Below are 19,595 nucleotides of genomic sequence, written 5' to 3' on the forward strand. Positions count from 1 at the left end.
AGGACCGATGGCACCGACGCAGAGCCCCCAGGGCCCGTCCGATCCTGACGCCACCGGCTCCAATATCCCCGACGCACCGGAGATGTGGGGCAACGGCGGGCTGGTCGGCGATGGCCGCTACCGGCTCACGCGACGGCTCGGCCGCGGCGGCATGGCGGAGGTGTTCGCGGCCGAGGACGTACGTCTCGGCCGGACCGTCGCCGTGAAGCTGCTGCGCGCCGACCTCGCCGAGGACCCGGTCTCCAAGGCCCGCTTCACGCGTGAGGCACAGTCCGTGGCCGGGCTGAACCACCACGCCGTGGTGGCGGTCTACGACTCCGGCGAGGATCTGGTCGGCGGCAACACCGTGCCGTACATCGTGATGGAGCTGGTCGAGGGCCACACCATCCGCGATCTGCTGCTCAACGCCGACGCCCCGCCGGCGGACCAGGCGCTGATCATCGTCTCCGGCGTCCTGGAGGCGCTGGCCTACAGCCACCAGCACGGCATCGTGCACCGTGACATCAAGCCCGCGAACGTGATCATCACGAACAGCGGCGCCGTCAAGGTCATGGACTTCGGTATCGCCCGTGCCCTGCACGGCGCCGCGTCCACCATGACCCAGACCGGCATGGTCATGGGCACCCCTCAGTACCTCTCCCCGGAGCAGGCGCTCGGCAAGACCGTCGACACCCGCTCCGACCTCTACGCCACCGGCTGCCTGCTCTACGAACTCCTCACCCTGCGGCCGCCGTTCACCGGCGAGACCCCGCTGTCGGTCGTCTACCAGCACGTTCAGGACATGCCGGTGGCGCCCTCCGAGGTTGCCGACGCGGTACCCCCGGAGCTGGACGGCCTGGTCATGCGGTCGCTGGCGAAGGACCCCGACGACCGGTTCCAGTCCGCCGAGGAGATGCGCGGCCTGGTCCAGTACTCGCTGCAGATGCTGCACGAGCAGGGCGGTCACACCGGCACCTGGAGCACCGGCCCGGTCGCGGTGCACGAGGGCGGTCACACCTCGTCCCTGGGGGCCGCGGCCACCACCGCGCTGCCGCACTCCGACGCCGGGCAGACCACGGCGCAGCCGATTCTGACGCCCGGTATGCGGGCCGACGACGGCGGCTTCGACGGCGGGCCCCGGCCGGCCAAGGGCGGCCGCGGCAAGATCTGGCTGATCGCGGCGCTCGCGGTGATCGCCATCGCCATGGGTGTGGCCTTCGCGATGCAGAACACCGGTGGCCAGAACAAGAAGCACGACACCCCCACGTCGCAGTCGCCGAAGCCGACGAAGGACGACAAGGCGAGCGAGCAGCCTTCGGAGGAGCCGAGCTACCCGGCGACCGACCCGGGTGACACGGGCTCGGGCGACAACACGTACAGCGAGCCGCCGCCCGAGCAGCCCAGCACGCCGGAGAACTCGCAGCCGCCGACGTCCGAGCCGCCGCCGTCCGAGCCGCCCACGTCCGAGCCGCCCACCGACACCGGCGGGACGTCCGACGGCGGTCCCACGACCGGCACCGCTGACGGGGGCACCGCTGACGGCGGCGCCGCCGACGGCGGGGCGAACGCCGGTACGGACGGCGGGGCCACCGCCGGCAGCGGCGCGGACGGCGGTGGCCCCGGCGCCACGCTGGGTGCGACCGGCTGACCCGGGCCCTTCCCGGTTCAGCCGGTGAAGGCGTTCCGTACGGCCCGGTATTCGCGGGTCCACCACACGGCCAGGGCGGCCGCCGCCGGGAACTGAGGATCGGTGCGGCGGTCGCCCAGCTGGTAACGCCAGGTGAGCATCCAGAAGTCGTTCAGCCGCTCCCACCACACCCGGTGGACGGCCGCCGCCAGCTCATCGGCGCCGGCATGGCAGGTGCGGCGGTAGGCGCCCGCGTACGCCGCCACCTTCGCCAGGTCCAGCGTGCCGCACGGGCGGACGAAGAAGATCGCGGCAGCGCGCACCGCCTCCTCGGCCCGGGGGTGGACGCCCAGCCGGTCCCAGTCGACGATCGCGGTCGGCTCCGCGTCGCGGTAGAGCACATTCAGCGGATGGAAGTCCCCGTGCACCCAGCCGGCCGGCGGCTCCGCGCCGGGGGCCGGACGGTGGTGCGCCAGCCGCGCCAGCAGGGCCCGGCGCTCCAGCAGACGGTGTTCGGCGAGTTCGTCGAAGCTGGTGCGCGGCCGGGCGCCGCGGGCCAGGGCCAGCAGCTCCTCGATCGTCTCGAAGGTCCGCTCGGGGTCGGCGCCGGCGTCCGCGCAGGGCGGCCGGGGCGGGTGCGGCTCGTCGGCCATGACCTGCTCCAGCGCGGTGTGGACGAGCCCGAGCAGGGCGCCTAGCTGCCAGGACTGGCCGCGGGTCAGTGCGGCGCCGCCCAGGTGCCGGCCTTCGACCCAGGGGTGCAGGGCGTAGCAGCGGCCGTCGAGGACGGTGACGGTCCGGCCGTCCTCGTCCGCGACGGGCGGGGCGACCGGCAGGCCGAGCGCGGCGAGCCGGCGGGTGGCGCGGTGCTGGCGGGTGAGGGCCGCGCGGTCGCCGTCGAGGTGGTGTTTGAGGAAGTAGCGGCCGCGGGTGGTGGCGAGGAAGTAGCCGTGGTTGAGCAGGCCCTCGGCGACGGGTTCGCAGGACAGCGGCGCACCGGCGCCCGCGTAGTGGCGGAGCAGGGATCCGAGGGTGTCTCTGTCGGGCGTTGCCGCCGTCCGGACTACAGATGAGCGCAGCACGCGCCAGATGTTAGATCAACTGCGCCCGTCGGAGTGGGTGCGCCGGAAAGCGTTACGCAGAGTGCGCATAGCGGAAGACGGGCACATCGGTGAGGCAGTGCGTGGTCACGAACTCCGGCTCGATGCGCAGGAAGACCGGGTCGAAGGGAACGCCGTCGGCGAGCAGCGGAGTGCGGCCGAAGAGCTCGCGCACGGCAGGAGTGGGCTCGATGACCTTGGCGGTGCCGGTGAACTGCACCGACCATGTGTCGGGCTCACCGCTGTTGACGTTGTCGGCCTCGTAGGCGACCACGCTGCCGTCCAGGGCCTGGTGGTAGCCGTAGCCGCGGTGCAGCCGCAGGACCAGCCGCCCGTCGAGGACGAGGTGACGGGTGACGGTGGTGAACGGCAGCGCCCGCCGACTGGCCGAGACGCGCCCGTAGGGCGTGCGGCTCAGCAGGTCGATGGCACGGTGGTTGTCGGTGGGCATGTCACCACCTTGCCGGGCGGGTCCGGTCGGCACGTAGGGGCCGGTAGCCCCGGTGGACCGGGACGATGGTCCCACATCGCCAGGAGCCGGGCAGGCGGCGCCCGGCTGTCTCAGTGGCGCTCCGCCTGCCGTCGTGCGACGTACGCGGCGGCCTGCGAGCGGCGCTCCATGCCGAGCTTGGACAGCAGGCTGGAGACGTAATTCTTGATCGTTTTCTCGGCGAGATGGAGTCGTTCACCGATGGCGCGATTGGTCAGCCCCTCGCCGATCAGATCGAGAATCCTGCGTTCCTGATCGGTGAGGCTCGCCAGCCGGTCGTCGCCCTTCGCGGTATTGCCGTCGCGCAGCCGCTCCAGCACCCGGGCGGTGGCCACGGGGTCGAGGAGGGACTTCCCGGCCGCCACCTCGCGTACCGCGGAGAGCAGTTCATTGCCCCGGATGGCCTTGAGGACATACCCGGCCGCACCGGCCAGAATCGCATCGAAAAGGGCTTCGTCATCTGCGAACGAGGTGAGCATCAGGCATTTGATGTCCTCGTCCTGCGAACGGATCTCACGGCAGACCTCGACACCGCTCCCGTCCGGCAGCCGGACATCGAGCACCGCCACGTCCGGACGCGTCGCCGGGATCCTGACCAGGGCGTCTGCGGCGGTACCGGCCTCGCCGACCACCTCGATGTCGTCCTCGACGGACAGCATTTCGTGAACGCCACGCCGGACCACTTCGTGGTCGTCGAGCAGGAATACCGTGATTTTTCCGTCTTCGCGCACCACACCAGTCTCACACATCAACCCTTCCCGTGCTCCAGGTCAGCGATATAACGTGCCGTTGTCCCGGCGGCCTGCAACGCTGTGACCAGGAGTTGTTCCAAGCCTCCGCGGTTTACTTGGAAATCCAAGCAAAATCGCAGGTCAACGCCGTTTCCACTTCGGCTTTGACAATGGGTAACGTGCAATGAGCAGGCCACTGTCCGGGAGCTTTGTTCCACCCGGAGCCGGGCCGCGATCGCACACACCCCGTGCGCCGTATCGGATACCGGGTGAGCCGCAATACGGCCACCGGCGGACCCCGGGGGCCGGACAGACGGAGGAGCAGCACGTGACCGTGGAAGGCACTGCGCAGCGGAAGAACGCCCGCGGCAGCAGCAAGCGCACCACCGCCAAAAAGGCGACGTCGGCGAAGAAGGCGTCCCCGGCCGAGAACCGGAACTCCGGTCGGCCCGAGCAGGCGGAGCAGGACCAGCTCGTACAGCTGCTGACCCCCGAAGGGAAGCGGGTCGAGCACCCGGATTACTCGATCGATCTCTCCGCCGACGAGCTGCGCGGGCTCTACCGCGACATGGTGCTCACGCGGAAGTTCGACGCCGAGGCGACCACCCTCCAGCGCCAGGGCGAACTGGGTCTGTGGGCGTCGCTGCTGGGTCAGGAGGCCGCCCAGATCGGCTCCGGCCGGGCGCTGCGCGACGACGACTATGTCTTCCCGACCTACCGCGAGCACGGTGTGGCGTGGTGCCGTGGCGTCGACCCGACGAATCTGCTGGGCATGTTCCGCGGTGTCAATCACGGCGGCTGGGACCCCAACACCAACAACTTCCACCTCTACACCATTGTCATCGGTTCGCAGACGCTGCATGCGACCGGCTATGCGATGGGTGTGCAGAAGGACGGCGCGGATTCCGCGGTCATCGCGTATTTCGGTGACGGCGCCTCCAGCCAGGGAGATGTCGCGGAATCCTTCACCTTCTCCGCGGTCTACAACGCCCCGGTCGTGTTCTTCTGCCAGAACAATCAATGGGCGATTTCCGAACCCACCGAGAAGCAGACCCGGGTACCGCTCTACCAGCGCGCCCGCGGTTACGGATTCCCCGGCGTACGGGTCGACGGCAATGACGTGCTGGCCTGCCTTGCGGTGACCAAGGTGGCGCTGGAGCGCGCGCGTACCGGCCAGGGCCCGATGCTCGTCGAGGCCTTCACCTACCGCATGGGCGCGCACACCACCTCCGACGACCCGACGAAGTACCGGGAGGACGAGGAGCGGGCGGCCTGGGAGGCAAAGGACCCGATCCTGCGGCTGCGGACGTATCTGGAGGCCGAGGGCCTGGTCGACGAGGCGTACCTCGCCTCGATCGACGAGGAGAGCGAGGCCCTGGGCAAGCGGGTCCGCGATGCCGTGCGTGCCATGCCCGACCCGGACACCATGGCGATCTTCGAGAATGTCTATGCCGACGGGCATGCGCTCGTCGATGAGGAGCGCGCGCAGTTCGCCGCGTACCAGGCGTCGTTCGCCGACGCCGATGCCGTCGCGGAGGGGAACTGACCATGACCGTCTTCGAGAAGATCACCATTGCCAAGGCGATCAACGAATCGCTGCGTGCCTCCATGGAGGCGGACCCCAAGGTCCTCGTCATGGGCGAGGACGTCGGCAAGCTCGGCGGCGTCTTCCGGGTCACCGACGGTCTGCAGAAGGACTTCGGCGAGGAGCGGGTGATCGACACCCCGCTCGCCGAGTCCGGCATCGTCGGCACCGCGATCGGTATGGCGCTGCGCGGCTACCGCCCGGTCGTCGAGATCCAGTTCGACGGCTTCGTCTTCCCCGCCTACGACCAGATCGTCACCCAGCTCGCGAAGATGCACGCCCGCGCGCTGGGCAAGGTCAAGGTGCCGGTCGTCATCCGCATCCCGTACGCGGGCGGCATCGGTGCGGTCGAGCACCACTCCGAGTCCCCCGAGGCACTGTTCGCGCATGTCGCGGGGCTCAAGATCGTCTCTCCCTCGAACTCCTCCGACGCCTACTGGATGCTCCAGCAGGCCATCGCGGGTGACGACCCGGTCATCTACTTCGAGCCCAAGCGCCGCTACCACGACAAGTCGCGGCTGGATACCGAGTCGATCCCCGACCCCCTGCACAAGGCCCGGGTCGCCCGGACCGGCTCCGACCTCACCCTGGCCGCCTACGGCCCGATGGTGAAGGTCTGCCAGGACGTCGCCAATGTCGCGGCCGAGGAGGGCAAGTCGATCGAGATCGTCGACCTGCGCTCGCTCTCCCCGATCGACTTCGACACCGTGCAGTCGTCGGTGCAGAAGACGGGACGGCTGGTCGTGGTCCACGAGGCCCCGGTCTTCTTCGGTGCGGGTGCGGAGATCGCCGCCCGGATCACCGAGCGGTGCTTCTACCACCTGGAGGCCCCCGTCCTGCGGGTCGGCGGGTTCCATTCCCCGTATCCGCCCTCCCGTCTGGAGGACGAGTACCTTCCGGGGCTGGACCGGGTGCTCGACGCCGTCGACCGTGCGTTGGCGTACTGAGGGTTTGAGGAGAGTTCGTAACCATGACTGCAAGTACCGCCCGTGCCCAGCGCTTCCGCGAGTTCAAGATGCCCGACGTGGGCGAGGGCCTCACCGAGGCCGAGATCCTCAAGTGGTACGTCCAGCCGGGTGACACCGTCACCGACGGCCAGGTCGTCTGTGAGGTCGAGACCGCCAAGGCCGCCGTGGAACTGCCCATTCCCTACGACGGAGTGGTGCATGAGCTGAACTTCGGCGAGGGCGTCACCGTCGACGTCGGCACCGCCATCATCTCCGTGGACACCGATCCCGGCGCCGGGCCCGTCGCGGCACCGGCCGCGCAGCAGGCGCCGCAGGCCGCCGCGCCCACCGAGGAGGACGCCGAGCCCCAGGGCCGGCAGGCGGTGCTGGTCGGCTACGGTGCCGCGCCGTCCTCGACCAAGCGCCGGGCGCGCAAGCCCCAGGCAGGGGTGCCGGCCCAGCCGGAGCCTGCGCGTGCCGCGCTCCAGGCGGAGCTGAACGGGCGGGCCGCAGCCGCACCGGCCGCTCCCGCCGTCCGCCCGGCCACTCCCGTGGCTCCGGCCGCGAACGGCGCGGTGGCGGGGCACCTCGGCCGGCCGCTGGCCAAGCCGCCGGTGCGCAAGCTCGCCAAGGACCTCGGTATCGACCTGGCGGCGATCGTCCCGACCGGCCCGGACGGCGTCATCACCCGCGAGGACGTCCATGCGGCCGCCACCCCGGCAGCGGCGCCGTCCACGACCGAGGCTCCCGGGCCGGTTTCCGCCGCCCCGGCCGAGCCCGGCCTCGTCGATGTCGCCGCCCGCGAGCGGCGGGTGCCGGTCAAGGGCGTACGCAAGGCCACCGCGCAGGCCATGGTCACCAGCGCCTTCACCGCGCCGCATGTCACGGAGTTCATCACCGTCGATGTGACCCGCACGATGAAGCTGGTCCAGGAGCTCAAGCAGGACCCGGACATGGCGGGGCTGCGGGTCAACCCGCTGCTGCTCGTCGCCAGGGCCTTCCTCGTCGCCCTCAAGCGTCACCCGGAGGTCAATGCCGCCTGGGACGAGGCGCGTCAGGAGATCGTCTACAAGGACTATGTGAACCTCGGGATCGCGGCGGCCACCCCGCGCGGTCTGATCGTCCCGAACATCAAGGACGCCGGGGTCAAGACCCTCCCCCAACTCGCCGCGGAACTGGGCGATCTGGTCGCCACCGCCCGCGAGGGCAAGACGTCTCCGGCGGCGATGACCGGCGGTACGGTCACCATCACCAATGTCGGCGTCTTCGGCGTCGACACCGGGACGCCGATCCTCAACCCGGGGGAGTCGGCGATCCTCGCCTTCGGCGCGGTCAAGCTCCAGCCGTGGGTCCACAAGGGCAAGGTGAAGGCGCGTCAGGTCACCACCCTCGCGCTGTCCTTCGACCACCGGCTCATCGACGGTGAGCTGGGCTCCAAGCTGCTCGCGGATATCGCGGCCGTGCTGGAGCGGCCCAAGCGTCTGATCACCTGGGGATGAGCCGGGATGCGGGACCGGGCGGTTCGGAGCGGCGTTTCACGTGAAACGCCGTCCCGGGACCGCCCCGGTTCGGTACCTCTCGAGGTGAGCCGCGGAAGGCCTAGGGGCGTCTCCCCCCCCCGGGACAGGCCGGATCAGGGAGACACCCCAGCGGGTGCCACAGCGCCCAATGCCGGTCAGCCGCGGATGAGTTCCACGGCGCGGCTGAAGTGAGCCACCGGCCCGACCGGAGCGGACTCATCCGGGTGGGTGGCCCCGCGGGTCAGTGCGACGCCCGCCCACAGGCCGGCGACGATCAATGCCAGCACGACGGTGTTCCGCGTACGGCGGCCGGCGTTCGTCCTGGGCTGCATGGTCAACTCCCCTTGGGTGTAGGAGCCTCCCCGACTCCCTGCCTCTATTCACCCACGGAATGCGCGCTGGACCGTACGCGGCAGGTATGGACTCTCGTCAGACTTGAGACGGACCCGGCGTCGCTCTCCGGTACCCCTTTCGGCAGATGCCGGGCCCATTGCGGGAAAGGGTTTGCGGACGTCGGCCGTGCTGCCTACGGTCGGCAAAATGAGCAGCGAAATGATCATCCGGCGCTACCGTGCATCCGACCAGGACGTGGTCACCGATCTGTGGTCCCGGGCAGTGCAGCGGGCGCATCCCTTTCTCGGTGAGGAGGGCCGGGGCGCACGGGCCCGGATCCTCCGTGAGACGGACCTCGTCCGGGCGGAGAACGCGGAGAGCTGGGTCGCGGAGCGTGAGGGCAGCATTCTCGGGCTGCTCGGACTGCTGCCCGGCGGGTCCGGGGAGGGAAGCGGGGACGGTCCCGGAGCCGGGGTCGGCGGTCTCGTGGTCGCCCCGGAAGCCCAAGGGGGCGGCATCGGGCGGGAGTTGCTGGAGCATGCGGCGTCGCTGCACGGTGCGCTGGCCCTGGAGGTCTTCGAGGGGAACGGCACGGCCCGGCGCTTCTTCGCGCGTCAGGGCTTCACCGAGCGGGGGCGGCGTACGGATGAGGAGACCGGCCATCCGCTGATCGCCCTGGAGCGTGCCGCGCCGCTGAAGTCGGTGAGCTGGCTGCATGTGCGCGACGGGCGGCTGCTGAGCGTACGGACGCGGGGGAACGACACGTTCTATCTCCCCGGTGGCAAGTACGAGGCCGGGGAGACCGCGCGGGAGGCCTTGTCGCGTGAGCTCCGAGAAGAGCTCGGCCTGGTGGTGCCGGTGGAGGACCTTTCGGAGGCGTTTGTCATCCATGATGTGGCGCATGGCAAGAACGGTCGCCGGCTGCGGATGACCTGCTTCACCGGCGGGCCCCAGGACATCGCACCGGTCCCCGGCCGGGAGATTGCCGAGTTCGCCTGGTTCGACCGCCAGGAGGCGCGGGAGCGCTGTGCCCCCGCGCATTCGCAGGTGGTGAACCGGCTGATCGCCCAGGGGCGGATGCCGGGCTGAGGACGCGGCGGCCGGGGGCGGCGGTCGGGCCGGGGGCCGGGGCACCCGCCGCCCGGCCGCCCCTCCGAGGCGGCCGCGACTCCAGCAGCGCCCCACCGGGACACCTCGCCGCACCCCACACCCCACACGTCCCGCACACTCCTCCGCGCCACCTCACTCACCTCACTCGCCCCGCTCGTGTCCGCATCGCGGAATGAAGTACCGGACGCATACCTGTTGTATCTATCCTGTGTGCATGCCTTCCGCCTCCATGCCCACCGCTCCTGCCAGAGAGCCCGCCGCCAAGCAGCCGCCCGCCGCCGAGCGGGTCTATGCACACATCAAGGACGCCGTCCTGGACCGCCGCTACGAAGGCGGCATGCTGCTCACCGAGGGCGAGCTGGCCGACGCGGTGGGGGTGTCACGGACGCCGGTGCGGGAGGCGCTGCTGCGGCTGGAGGTGGAGGGGCTGATCAAGCTCTACCCCAAGAAGGGCGCGCTGGTGCTGCCGGTCTCCGCGCAGGAGATCGCCGATGTCGTCGAGACCCGGCTGCTGGTGGAGAAGCACGCCGCGGCCAAGGCAATCCCGGTGAGCGAGCCGCTGGTCGGCGAGCTGACCGAGCTGCTGGAGACGATGCGGGAGCAGGCCGCGTCCGGTGATCTGGCTGCCGTCTCCGTCACCGACCGCGCCTTCCATGCCGCCATTGTGCGCAGCGCCGGCAATCAGATCCTGGACCGGCTCTACGAGCAGCTGCGCGACCGCCAGTTGCGGATGGGCGTCGCCGTGATGCATGCCCACCCGGACCGGATCGCCAAGAACATCGCCGAGCATGCGGAGATCCTTGAGGCCCTGCGCGCCGGGGATGCGGACGCCGCGACCGACGCCGTGCAGCGGCACGTCAGCTGGGTCCGACACCTCGCGCAGGGGGACGTGCGATGAGCGGTGGTTCCGAAAGTGCCGGCAGCTCCGGCAGCTCCGGTATAGGCAGCGGCTCCGCCCGGCTGCTGCCCGCCGACCCGCCCGGCGGCCGTAAGGCCATGGCCGTCTGGGGCATCGGCGTCGCGGTCTACTTCGTCGCGATCACCTACCGCACCAGCCTCGGCGTGGCGGGCCTGGACGCCGCCGAGCGCTTCCACATCAATGCCTCGGCGCTGTCGACGTTCTCCATCCTTCAGCTGCTGGTGTACGCGGGGATGCAGATCCCCGTCGGCCTGATGGTCGACCGGCTCGGTGCCAAGAAGGTGCTGACCCTCGGCGTGGTGCTCTACACCGTCGGCCAGTTCGGCTTTGCGCTCTCTTCGTCGTACGCCATGGCGCTCGGCTCCCGTGCGCTGCTCGGCTGCGGGGATGCGATGACCTTCATCAGCGTGCTGCGGCTGGGCTCGCGGTGGTTCCCGGCCCGTCGCGGCCCGATGATCGCGCAGATCGCCGCGCTGGTGGGGATGGCGGGCAATCTGATCTCCACCCTCATCCTCGCCCGCTTCCTGCACAGCTTCGGCTGGACCCCGACTTTCGCCTCCAGCGCCGTCGGCGGCATCGTCGTGCTGATCGTGCTGCTGCTCTTCCTCTCGGACCACCCCAAGGGCTTCGAGCCGCCGCCCGCATCCGCCGAGCACACCGGCACGGGGTTCGTGCGTCGGCAGATCATGGACGCCTGGCGGGAGCCCGGCACCCGGCTGGGCATGTGGGTGCACTTCACCACCCAGTTCCCGGCCATGGTGTTCCTGCTGCTCTGGGGGCTGCCGTTCCTCGTCGAGGCGCAGGGCCTGTCGCGTGGCACCGCCGGTGAACTGCTCACCCTCGTGGTGCTCTCCAACATGGCGGTGGGTCTGATCTACGGCCAGGTCATCGCCCGTCACCATGCCGCCCGCATGCCACTGGCTCTGGGCACCGCCGGCGCCACGGCTCTGATGTGGGCAACGGTCCTGTGCTGGCCGGCCGACCATGCGCCGATGGGGCTGCTGATCGTGCTCTGTGCGGTGATGGGCGCCTGTGGCCCCGCCTCGATGATCGGCTTCGACTTCGCGCGGCCCGCCAACCCGCCGGAGCGTCAGGGCACCGCCTCCGGCATCGTCAACATGGGCGGCTTCACGGCCTCGATGACGACGCTGTTCGCCATCGGTGTCCTGCTGGACGCGACCGGCGACAACTACCGGATCGCCTTTGCCTCGATCTTCGTCCTGGAAGCGACCGGGGTCTCCCAGATCCTGCGGCTGCGGCGGCGCGCGGCACGGCGCGAGCGCGAACGGCTGGTGGTCAGCCGGGTGGAAGCGGTCCATGTGCCCGCATGAGGCCTGCAGGCGATCGGTCGGCGACCGGGTCCGTTTCACGTGAAACGGACAGGGCTGTTTCACGTGAAACGGCTCACTCCGGGGCCCACTGCTCGTGGCCGGCCGACGGTCAGGGCATCGGGTGAGGCGCTCCCCCACCTGCCCCGCCCCGCTATGGCGTGATGGCGAAATTACCCAGGATCGCCTGGGCCAGCTCCTCATCGCCGTCGATCTTGATCTGTTCGGCGACGGCGGCGGGGCGGACCCGGCCGCAGGCCAGCTGGTGGAAGGTGTCCCAGTCCAGGGCGAGTGTCACGGTCGGGCCGAGCGAGACACTGCCATCGATCGTGGCATTGCCCTCGGCGTCGAGGCGGACCGTGCGCAGGAATTCCAGCGGCCCGCTGACATCGAAGACCACCGCCGAAGCGGCGGGCGCCTGGGCCCGCTTGGCCACGATGCCGGGCAGCGCCTTCACCAGCAGATCGCGGGTCACATACGCGCCGGGGGAGTCGAGATTGCCGGGCTTCTTGAGGGTCCGGCGCAGGTCCTGCTCATGGACCCAGACGTCGAACGCCCGCTGCTGCAGCACGAATTCCAGCGTACGTTCCTCACCGAGCGGGCTGCGCACCACGGCGTCCGGCTGCCGGGACTCGTTGCGCAGCTGCCGTGAGCGGCGGATGACGGTGTATTCGAGCTCGCTCAGCATCTCCGGCGCGGTGTGGTGCCGGCGGACGTCGACCTGCACCTCCATGCGTCGCGCCGACTCGCTGCGTACGTGATAGAGATCGCGCGGCAGCGTATGGATCGGCCGCGGGTCACCCAGCATTTCGCATTCCAGGCCGATGACATGGGAGACCACATCACGAACGGACCATCCTGGCAGGCCCGTCGCCCCGTTCCACTCGCCTTCGACGAGCGGAGTGACCAGCTCGGTTATCGCTTCTATGGAGTGAGTCCAGGCATCGATGGAGGATTGGAGGCTGGGATGGACGGTCACGGGACCCCTCGGACGGTTCGTACGCGGGCTGCTGTCTGTGCAGTTAAGTTACGCTGCGCACGGGCACCCCGGCAGTGCTTTCGGGTGACCATCGTAGGCCGATGTTGCCCAGCCGCAGAGGGCCGTACGGCCGGGAAGCCGGCTCCTTACCGGCTCCTCAGTCGTCTCCGTGCTCCCGCTCCGCCAGCCGGATCACACACACCGCGACGGCGATCAGCAGCGGCGGATCCGCGTCGTCCCGTACGACATTGACCGCATAGGTGTCGCGCACCGTCAGCCAGCGCCGCGAGATCTCCGCCAGCAGTTCGCCGTCGTACTCGATCGCGAACTCCCGGTCCAGGATCTTTCCGCTGACATCCAGCTCGGTGCCGTCCACCAGCGCGACGCGGTAGTGGTTGCGCAGCAGCGAGAGCCGCTTGCGCTTGATCGTGGCCAGCGGCTGGTCATCCCGCTCGATGGTCATGGTGTCGCGCAGGCTGAGCATCTTCTTGCGGATGGTGATCAGTACCCGCCGCTCGGTGTCCTTCAGCTCGAAGGTCTCCCGCAGCCGCAGCGCCTTCCCGTCCACGAGGAAGGCGTGCCGCCCGTGCTCGTCGTCGATCCAGTAGTCGTCGCCGATGCCGAAGATGCGGTCGCGCACCAGGTACTTGCCCGAGTGCCGGGGTGACCCCCCGGGGGATTGCTGCATGGCTGACGTGTTCCCGCCGGGACCTGCGGAATGCGCACGCACCGGAGTGACGTTGAATGTGCACATGGCTTCACGTGCACGCGTCCGCGCCCCTGAGCTGATCGGCAAGGGTGGCTGGCTGAATACCGGTAACAAGGATCTGACCCTCTCTGACCTGCGGGGACGCATTGTCGTTCTGGATTTCTGGACTTTTTGCTGTGTGAATTGTCTGCACGTCCTGGACGAGCTGCGGGAGCTGGAGGAGCGGCACCGCGACACCGTCGTGATCATCGGTGTGCACTCCCCGAAGTTTGTGCACGAGGCCGAGCACCAGGCGGTCGTGGATGCCGTGGAGCGCTATGGCGTCGAGCACCCGGTCCTCGACGACCCGGAGCTCGCCACGTGGAAGCAGTACGCGGTGCGGGCCTGGCCGACGCTCGTGGTGATCGACCCCGAGGGGTATGTCGTCGCCCAGCACGCCGGCGAGGGCCATGCGCACGCCATCGAGAAGCTCGTCGAGGAGCTGGAGGCCGAGCACGCGGCGAAGGGCACCCTGCGCCGCGGCGACGGGCCCTACGTACCGCCGGAGCCGGTCGCCACCGATCTGCGCTTCCCCGGCAAGGTGGTCGAGCTGCCCGGGGGCAGCTTCCTGGTCTCGGACACCACCCGGCACCAGCTGGTGGAGCTGGCCGCGGACGGCGAGCGGGTGCTGCGGCGGATCGGCAGCGGCGAGCGCGGTCTGACGCCGGACTCCTTCAACGAACCGCAGGGCCTGGCACTGCTCCCCGATGGCCGGGTGGCCGTCGCGGACACGGTGAACCACGCCATCCGCGTCCTCGACCCGGCATCCGGTGTGCTGGAGACCGTGGCCGGTACCGGCAAGCAGTGGTGGCAGGGCTCGCCGACCTCCGGGCCGGCGCGCGAAGTGGATCTCTCCTCACCGTGGGACCTCGCCTGGTGGCAGGACCGGCTGTGGATCGCGATGGCCGGGGTGCATCAGCTCTGGACCTGGGACCCGGCCGCCGGCACGGTCCAGGTCGCGGCCGGCACGACCAATGAGGGCCTGGTGGACGGCCCGGCCGACGAGGCGTGGTTCGCCCAGCCGTCCGGCCTCGCCGCGGCCGGCGACCGGCTGTGGATCGCGGACTCGGAGACCAGCGCGGTCCGCTGGGTGGAGCGCGCCGAAGCGGGCGACGGCTATGTCGTCCGGACGGCCGTCGGCACCGGCCTCTTCGACTTCGGGCACCGCGACGGCGCCGCGGACCAGGCGCTGCTCCAGCACCCGCTGGGGGTGACCGCCCTGCCCGACGGCTCGGTCGCCATCGCGGACACCTACAACCACGCACTGCGCCGCTTCGATCCCGCGACCGGCGAGGTGACGACGCTGGCGACGGATCTGCGCGAGCCGTCCGCCGCGGTGCTCGTCGACGAGGACATCGTGCTGGTGGAGTCGGCGCGGCACCGGCTGACCCGGCTGCGGCTGCCCGAGGAGGCCGTCCGCGTCGCCTCGGTGGCGCACCGCACCCAGCGCGCGGCCACCGAGGTCGCCCCGGGCGCGCTGCGGCTGGAGGTGGTCTTCCAGGCCCCTGCCGGTCAGAAGCTTGACACCCGTTACGGACCCTCGACGCGGCTGCTGGTCAGTGCGACGCCGCCGGAACTGCTCGCCGACGGTGCGGGCGCGGGCACCGACCTCGCGCGGGATCTGGTGCTCGCGGACGGGGTGACCGAGGGGGTGCTGCATGTCTCGGCGATGGCCGCGTCCTGCGACGACGCCCCGGACGTCGAGTACCCCGCCTGCCATGTACACCAGCAGGACTGGGGCGTCCCGGTCGAGATCGCCGGGGGCGGGGTGGCCCGGCTGGGGCTCGTCCTGGCCGGGCTGGACGCCGAATAGGAGCGGGATCCCGGGCCCGTCGACCGGGCCCGGGAGGGGTCGGGCCGGCGGGCCGGTGCGTCGCCGGGATCAGTTCCCGACGCCGCCCGCCAGCTGTGCCCCGTGAAGGCTGGAGCTCCAGTTGGTGACCTTGCTCTTGCCGACGGAGAGGTGGAGCCGCTTCTCCGCGAAGTTGACGGTGACCGGACCGTGCGTGACCGAGCTCGCCGAGACGCCCATGAAGTCGATGGTCACCGACTTCTGCTCGGTGCCCTTGGCGGCTGCGGTGTTGGTCGGGATGACCGCGTAGGCGTAACCGTGGGCGGGCACGGTGATGCGGGTGCCGTCGAAGTGGCCGGGCGTGCCCTGCAGCAGGGGCAGCGGGGCCTTGGCGTTGTTGAAGCGCAGCAGCGGCGCGTTGTAGAGCTTGCAGTCGCGGCTGGTGGAGTTCTTGAACTTCACCGCCACATGGCTCTTCGGGCCGGTCTGCTGAGAGAACGTGACCTTGTACGTGCTGGGGTAGCAGTCGGGCACCCGCCGGGACGCCGCCCCCGCCGCACCGGCCGCGGCCGCACTCCCGCCGATGATCCTGCGCTTCTTGGTCTTGGACGACTTGTAAGACTTGTGAGTCGTGGAAGACGAGGAGGAGGACTTCTTCGACCTCTTCGAGGAGTGGCTGTTGCAGCCGGTCAGGGCGAGGGAGCCGGCCAGTCCGAGGGCCAGTGCGGCGTACGCGGCGGAACGGCTGCGGGAGCGGCGTGCGGTCATGGGTGGTTCCCCCAGTGGAGAGCTGCAATCAGCGAGGCACATGTGACATGGCACGGCCACGATATCCATTGCCGGCGGATGCGCCAGGGCGGGTTCGCCGGCGGCCGTGGCCGATGTGGCAGCAAAGCGGGGCAGATGGTTCGTACGCAGCGGAGATCGGCCCGTGGCACGGGGAAAAGCAGCCCCGGGGCGGCGCGGGGCCGCCCCGGGGCAGGCGCCGGAGGTCAGTCCGGGCAGGAGACAGGGCGCCCGCTGGGGGATTGCGGGCGCCCTGGTTCAGGGGGATCCTCGTCGGTCGCGTCGCCCGGCCCGGGTCAGCGGGCCCGGTCAGCGGACCCGGATCACCAGGCGGCTGCCTCGCTCGCGTCCGACTGCCAGTACGTCACCCATGCGCTGTCGTCGAGGTGCTCCGAGCCGCCGGGGAGCGCCACCGCCGCCGAGCCGCCGATGCTGCCCTTGCCGTCGCGGCCGGGGAGGCTGACCGACAGCGAGGTCACGGTGCGGCCGTTGCCGCCGGAGCCGTCCGCGGACGAGGTCAGCACGCCCGCGTAGCCGGATTCGCCGGGGGCGAGGGTGACCATGGACTGCGGCCTGCTGGCCGGCAGTTCGTCGAGCGGGGACTGTGCCTGGTCGAACCGCAGGTAGGGGGCGTAGTAGAGGTCGCAGACGGCACCGGAGGTGTTGGTGGCCTTCAGCAGAAGGTGGTTGACCGGTCGGGTCAGCCGCTCGGCGACGATACGGATCTTCGCGGCGTCGCACGCGGTGTGCCGGACGGCGGAGACGTGGGCGGAGGCGTTTTTGGAGGTGGTCGCGCGGCGCGAGCCCGTCCCGGTGGCCTCCGTCCCCGCATCCGTTCCACTGCTGTCGCCGCCCCGCTCCACGTAAGCCCGCTCCGTCCGGCCGCCGTCCGTCCGGCCGCCGTCGGTCTGGGTGCCGTCGCTCCGGGTGCCGCCCTGCCCGGCCTCCCCACCCTGCGCCGGGGTCTCGGCGACCTGGGGCGACGGGTTGAACGGCTTGGCCGCGCTCGTCTTGAGCGGGTTGTCCTGGCCGCAGGCGGTGAGGGTGAGCGCGGCGGCTGCGGTCAGTCCGGCCGCGGCGATCCGCAGCGTACGGCGGCGGACGGTACGGGACCCACGAGAGGCAACGGTGACGGTCCGGGCGCCGGCCTCGGTGGCGGCTTCGGCTCGGGCGTGGCTGCGCGGCATGTCCTGTCTCCCCCGGTCGGTGGTCCGCACCGCTCCGGCGGTACGTCCTGCGGTCTGGCCGGCTCTGTCCTGCGGCCTGAAACCAGATTGCCGTCCGCCGCTGCCGCGCCACTAACGTGCGCCTAACGTTTCCGCGTCCGGGCTGCCGTTCCGACCGTCCGAGCTGCCCCGGCCGTCCGCGCCGTCCCGGCCGTCTCCAGCCGTCCGCGCCGTCCCGGCCGTCTCCAGCCGTCCGCGGCATCCCGGCCGACCGTCTCAGCCGTCCGCTCCGTTCCGCGCCGGGCCGTCCTCGGGAGCAAGGGAGCGGCGGCCGCAACTCACCCGCGGCCGCCGTCCCCTTGCCCCGTCACCCGTTCCGTTCCGGCTCCCCCTCGCCCCCTTCGCCGCCTTCACCACGGTCGTCCCGTGCGAACAGCTGCGTCAGCGTGCTGATCGTGTAGACATCGGTGGCCTCCTCGTCCACCAGATGCATCTCCGCGAGCCGGTCCAGACCGTCCTGGGTGCGCTCCGGGTCGTACCCGGCGAGCGCCGCCGCCAGCGAGGCGTTGAGGTGGCCGTCCGCGCTGGTCGCCAGTGCGCTGAGCAGCCGTGCGTCGTCCGCCGACAGCCGGGCGACGGACATCCGCAGCGCCGCCGCGATGCCGGTGTCCTCCGCTGACAGCAGCGCCAGCCGCCGCCGTTCGTCGCGCAGCGCCGCCGCCAGCCGGGCCAGCCGCCAGCGCGGCCGGGCGGTCAGCTGGGCGGCCGCGGCCCGCAGCGCCAGCGGCAGACCGTCGCACAGATCGACCAGTTCCCGCGCGGCGGCCGGGTCCTCGGCCACCCGGTCCGGGCCGAGCATGGCGCCGAGCAGCGCCGCACCCTCCTCGTGGCCGAGCGTCTGGATACCGACCGGCCGGGCGCAGTCGGTGGCGACCAGACCGTCGAGACGGCTGCGGCTCGTGACGACCGTGGCGCAGTGCAGGCCACCGGGCAGCAGCGGCCGTACCTGCGCCGAGCTGCTGGCGTTGTCGAGGACGACCAGCAGCCGGCGCTCCGCGACCAGCGACCTGAACAGCGCCGATGCGGCCTGCGCCGAGCCGGGCACCCGCTCCGGCGGAGTGCCGAGCGCCAGCAGGAAGTCGCGCAGAATCTCCGCCGGGGGTGCCTCGTCGCCCCCGCCGAAGCCGCGCAGATCGGCGAAGAGCTGCCCGTCGGGGAAGGCCCCGGCGTGCAGATGCGCCCACTGCACGGCGCAGGCGGTCTTGCCGACACCGGCCGGTCCCGCCACCACCGCGAGCGGGCTCTCGCCCGTCGTACGGTCCGTCAGCACCGCGGTGAGTGCGGAGAGCCGGTCCTCCCGGCCCAGGAAGCGGGCGGGCGGACGGGGCAGCAGCCGCGGTGCCGCGCCGCCCCGCCCGGAGCCGGACCCGTCACGTCCGCCGGCCGTCGTGCCGGGCTGCGTCCGGCCGGTACCCGGCGCCTCGGGACCACCGCCCGCCGCATTCCGGCCGGCGACCCCGTGAGCGGGTGTCTGCCCCTCACTGCCAACGGGACGCGCCTCGCCGCCCGTTGTGGAGCGGTCCGCTGCCGGAGCACCGTTACGGCCGCCTGGGGACGGTGCCCCGGAACCAGCCCCTCCGGACGGCGCCCCGCCCGGAGCGGAGCCCGCGCCGGGTGCCCCGGGCTTCGCCGCGCCCTGCCGGTTCCCGCCGGCCGCCTCCGCGCGCAGGATCTCCTCGTACGCGTTCCGCAGCCGCTCGCCGGGATCGACACCCAGCTCCTCGTTGAGCAGCCGGCGGGTGCGGTGGAACCACTCCAGGGCATCGGACTGCCGCCCCGTATGGAACAGCGCCCGCATCAGCCCGGCGATCAGCCCCTCCCGCAAGGGGTGGTTGACGGCGGCGGAGTAGAGGATGGCGGCGGCCTGTTCGTGCTCGCCGAGGGCGCCGTGCGCCCGCCCCAGCGCCTCCACGGCCGTCAGCCGGCGCTCCTCCAGCGCATGCGCGGCGGCCGCGAACGGCGGGCTGGTGACCGTGCCGGTCAGCGCGGGCCCGCGCCACAGTCCCAGCGCCTCCCGCAGCAGCGGTACGGCGTCGCCCGGCGCCGCCTCGGGGCGCGCCAGAGCCACCAGCTCACCGAAGCGGTGGGCGTCGATCAACTCCTCCGGCAGGCGCAGCAGATAGGCGGAGCCATGGGTGGTCAGCTCGATGCCGTACGCCTCCGCGCCGCCCTCGGCGAGCGTGGCGCGCAGCCGCGAGACATGCCCCTGCACGACGGTGCGGGAGTGTTCGGGGGGCTCGTCCTCCCACAGGGAGTCGATCAACTGCTCCAGTGGGACGGTGGTGTTGGGCTGCAACAACAGCAGCGCCAGCACACTGCGCCGCTTGGCGGGTCCGAGCGCCAGCTCCGTGGAGCCGGTCGTCACGGAGATCGGACCGAGCAGTGAGAATTCCAA

17 protein-coding genes are annotated in these 19,595 nt (G+C 71.2%); 8 read left to right on the plus strand and 9 right to left on the minus strand.

What is annotated here, in order from left to right; translation table 11 throughout:
* Positions 1–7: 7 nt before the first annotated feature.
* Positions 8–1,627, plus strand: a complete 1,620-nt coding sequence (locus D9V36_RS22525) for a protein kinase domain-containing protein (protein WP_129295372.1) — start codon at positions 8–10, stop codon at positions 1,625–1,627.
* A gap of 17 nt (positions 1,628–1,644) precedes the next feature.
* Here D9V36_RS22525 and D9V36_RS22530 read toward each other — a convergent pair whose 3' ends face one another.
* The 3 genes from D9V36_RS22530 to D9V36_RS22540 all read right to left on the minus strand — a co-directional run bounded on the left by D9V36_RS22530 (position 1,645) and on the right by D9V36_RS22540 (position 3,927).
* Positions 1,645–2,688 (minus strand): phosphotransferase, encoded by a 1,044-nt coding sequence (locus tag D9V36_RS22530; protein ID WP_129295373.1) that lies wholly within the window; start codon positions 2,686–2,688, stop codon positions 1,645–1,647.
* 52 nt (positions 2,689–2,740) lie between these two features.
* Positions 2,741–3,157, minus strand: coding sequence for a pyridoxamine 5'-phosphate oxidase family protein (locus tag D9V36_RS22535; RefSeq protein ID WP_129295374.1), 417 nt, complete (start codon positions 3,155–3,157; stop codon positions 2,741–2,743).
* Positions 3,158–3,267: 110 nt separating this feature from the next.
* Positions 3,268–3,927 carry a response regulator gene (locus D9V36_RS22540; protein WP_129295375.1) on the minus strand — a complete coding sequence of 220 codons (660 nt, stop codon included), beginning with the start codon at positions 3,925–3,927 and terminating at the stop codon, positions 3,268–3,270.
* A gap of 328 nt (positions 3,928–4,255) precedes the next feature.
* On the opposite strand from D9V36_RS22540, the gene pdhA reads away from it, so the two are divergent.
* From pdhA to D9V36_RS22555, 3 genes are read left to right on the plus strand one after another with little or no spacing between them, the layout of a single operon-like run.
* A complete protein-coding gene (pdhA, locus tag D9V36_RS22545; protein ID WP_129295376.1) occupies positions 4,256–5,473 on the plus strand; it encodes a pyruvate dehydrogenase (acetyl-transferring) E1 component subunit alpha in 1,218 nt (405 codons plus the stop codon).
* Between the two features lie 2 nt (positions 5,474–5,475).
* Entirely contained in the window at positions 5,476–6,459 is a 984-nt protein-coding gene (locus D9V36_RS22550; RefSeq protein WP_129295377.1) for an alpha-ketoacid dehydrogenase subunit beta, read from the plus strand.
* 23 nt (positions 6,460–6,482) lie between these two features.
* On the plus strand, positions 6,483–7,958 hold the full coding sequence (locus tag D9V36_RS22555; RefSeq protein ID WP_129295378.1) for a dihydrolipoamide acetyltransferase family protein: 1,476 nt from the start codon (positions 6,483–6,485) through the stop codon (positions 7,956–7,958).
* Between the two features lie 176 nt (positions 7,959–8,134).
* Here the strand turns inward: D9V36_RS22555 and D9V36_RS41055 are convergent, their stop codons facing one another.
* Complete coding sequence (locus D9V36_RS41055; RefSeq protein ID WP_164993005.1) at positions 8,135–8,311, minus strand: hypothetical protein; 177 nt, start codon at positions 8,309–8,311, stop codon at positions 8,135–8,137.
* A gap of 208 nt (positions 8,312–8,519) precedes the next feature.
* On the opposite strand from D9V36_RS41055, the gene D9V36_RS42680 reads away from it, so the two are divergent.
* The 3 genes from D9V36_RS42680 to D9V36_RS22570 all read left to right on the plus strand — a co-directional run bounded on the left by D9V36_RS42680 (position 8,520) and on the right by D9V36_RS22570 (position 11,672).
* Positions 8,520–9,401: a GNAT family N-acetyltransferase gene (locus D9V36_RS42680; RefSeq protein WP_129295379.1), complete on the plus strand. Its 882-nt coding sequence runs from the start codon at positions 8,520–8,522 to the stop codon at positions 9,399–9,401.
* Positions 9,402–9,636: 235 nt separating this feature from the next.
* Positions 9,637–10,320, plus strand: coding sequence for a GntR family transcriptional regulator (locus D9V36_RS22565; RefSeq protein WP_206739717.1), 684 nt, complete (start codon positions 9,637–9,639; stop codon positions 10,318–10,320).
* A 98-nt stretch (positions 10,321–10,418) separates the two neighbouring features.
* Complete coding sequence (locus D9V36_RS22570; protein ID WP_129298602.1) at positions 10,419–11,672, plus strand: MFS transporter; 1,254 nt, start codon at positions 10,419–10,421, stop codon at positions 11,670–11,672.
* Positions 11,673–11,823: 151 nt separating this feature from the next.
* Here the strand turns inward: D9V36_RS22570 and D9V36_RS22575 are convergent, their stop codons facing one another.
* Positions 11,824–12,648 (minus strand): maleylpyruvate isomerase family mycothiol-dependent enzyme, encoded by an 825-nt coding sequence (locus D9V36_RS22575; protein WP_129295380.1) that lies wholly within the window; start codon positions 12,646–12,648, stop codon positions 11,824–11,826.
* 157 nt (positions 12,649–12,805) lie between these two features.
* Positions 12,806–13,336 (minus strand): LURP-one-related/scramblase family protein, encoded by a 531-nt coding sequence (locus D9V36_RS22580; protein ID WP_129295381.1) that lies wholly within the window; start codon positions 13,334–13,336, stop codon positions 12,806–12,808.
* A 64-nt stretch (positions 13,337–13,400) separates the two neighbouring features.
* Here D9V36_RS22580 and D9V36_RS22585 point away from each other — a divergent pair, with 64 nt between their 5' ends.
* The gene (locus D9V36_RS22585; RefSeq protein ID WP_129295382.1) at positions 13,401–15,209 is read left to right on the plus strand and encodes an NHL domain-containing thioredoxin family protein; all 1,809 of its coding nucleotides are present in this window, start codon (positions 13,401–13,403) and stop codon (positions 15,207–15,209) included.
* Between the two features lie 69 nt (positions 15,210–15,278).
* Here the strand turns inward: D9V36_RS22585 and D9V36_RS22590 are convergent, their stop codons facing one another.
* From D9V36_RS22590 to D9V36_RS22600, 3 genes are all read right to left on the minus strand, one after another.
* On the minus strand, positions 15,279–15,956 hold the full coding sequence (locus D9V36_RS22590) for a DUF4232 domain-containing protein (RefSeq protein ID WP_129295383.1): 678 nt from the start codon (positions 15,954–15,956) through the stop codon (positions 15,279–15,281).
* Positions 15,957–16,297: 341 nt separating this feature from the next.
* The gene (locus tag D9V36_RS22595; RefSeq protein WP_129295384.1) at positions 16,298–17,161 is read right to left on the minus strand and encodes a DUF4232 domain-containing protein; all 864 of its coding nucleotides are present in this window, start codon (positions 17,159–17,161) and stop codon (positions 16,298–16,300) included.
* Positions 17,162–17,507: 346 nt separating this feature from the next.
* Positions 17,508–19,595, minus strand: a complete 2,088-nt coding sequence (locus D9V36_RS22600) for an AfsR/SARP family transcriptional regulator (RefSeq protein WP_129295385.1) — start codon at positions 19,593–19,595, stop codon at positions 17,508–17,510.

Origin of the sequence: Streptomyces lydicus (assembly GCF_004125265.1) — a bacterium.
GTDB lineage: Bacteria > Actinomycetota > Actinomycetes > Streptomycetales > Streptomycetaceae > Streptomyces > Streptomyces lydicus_C.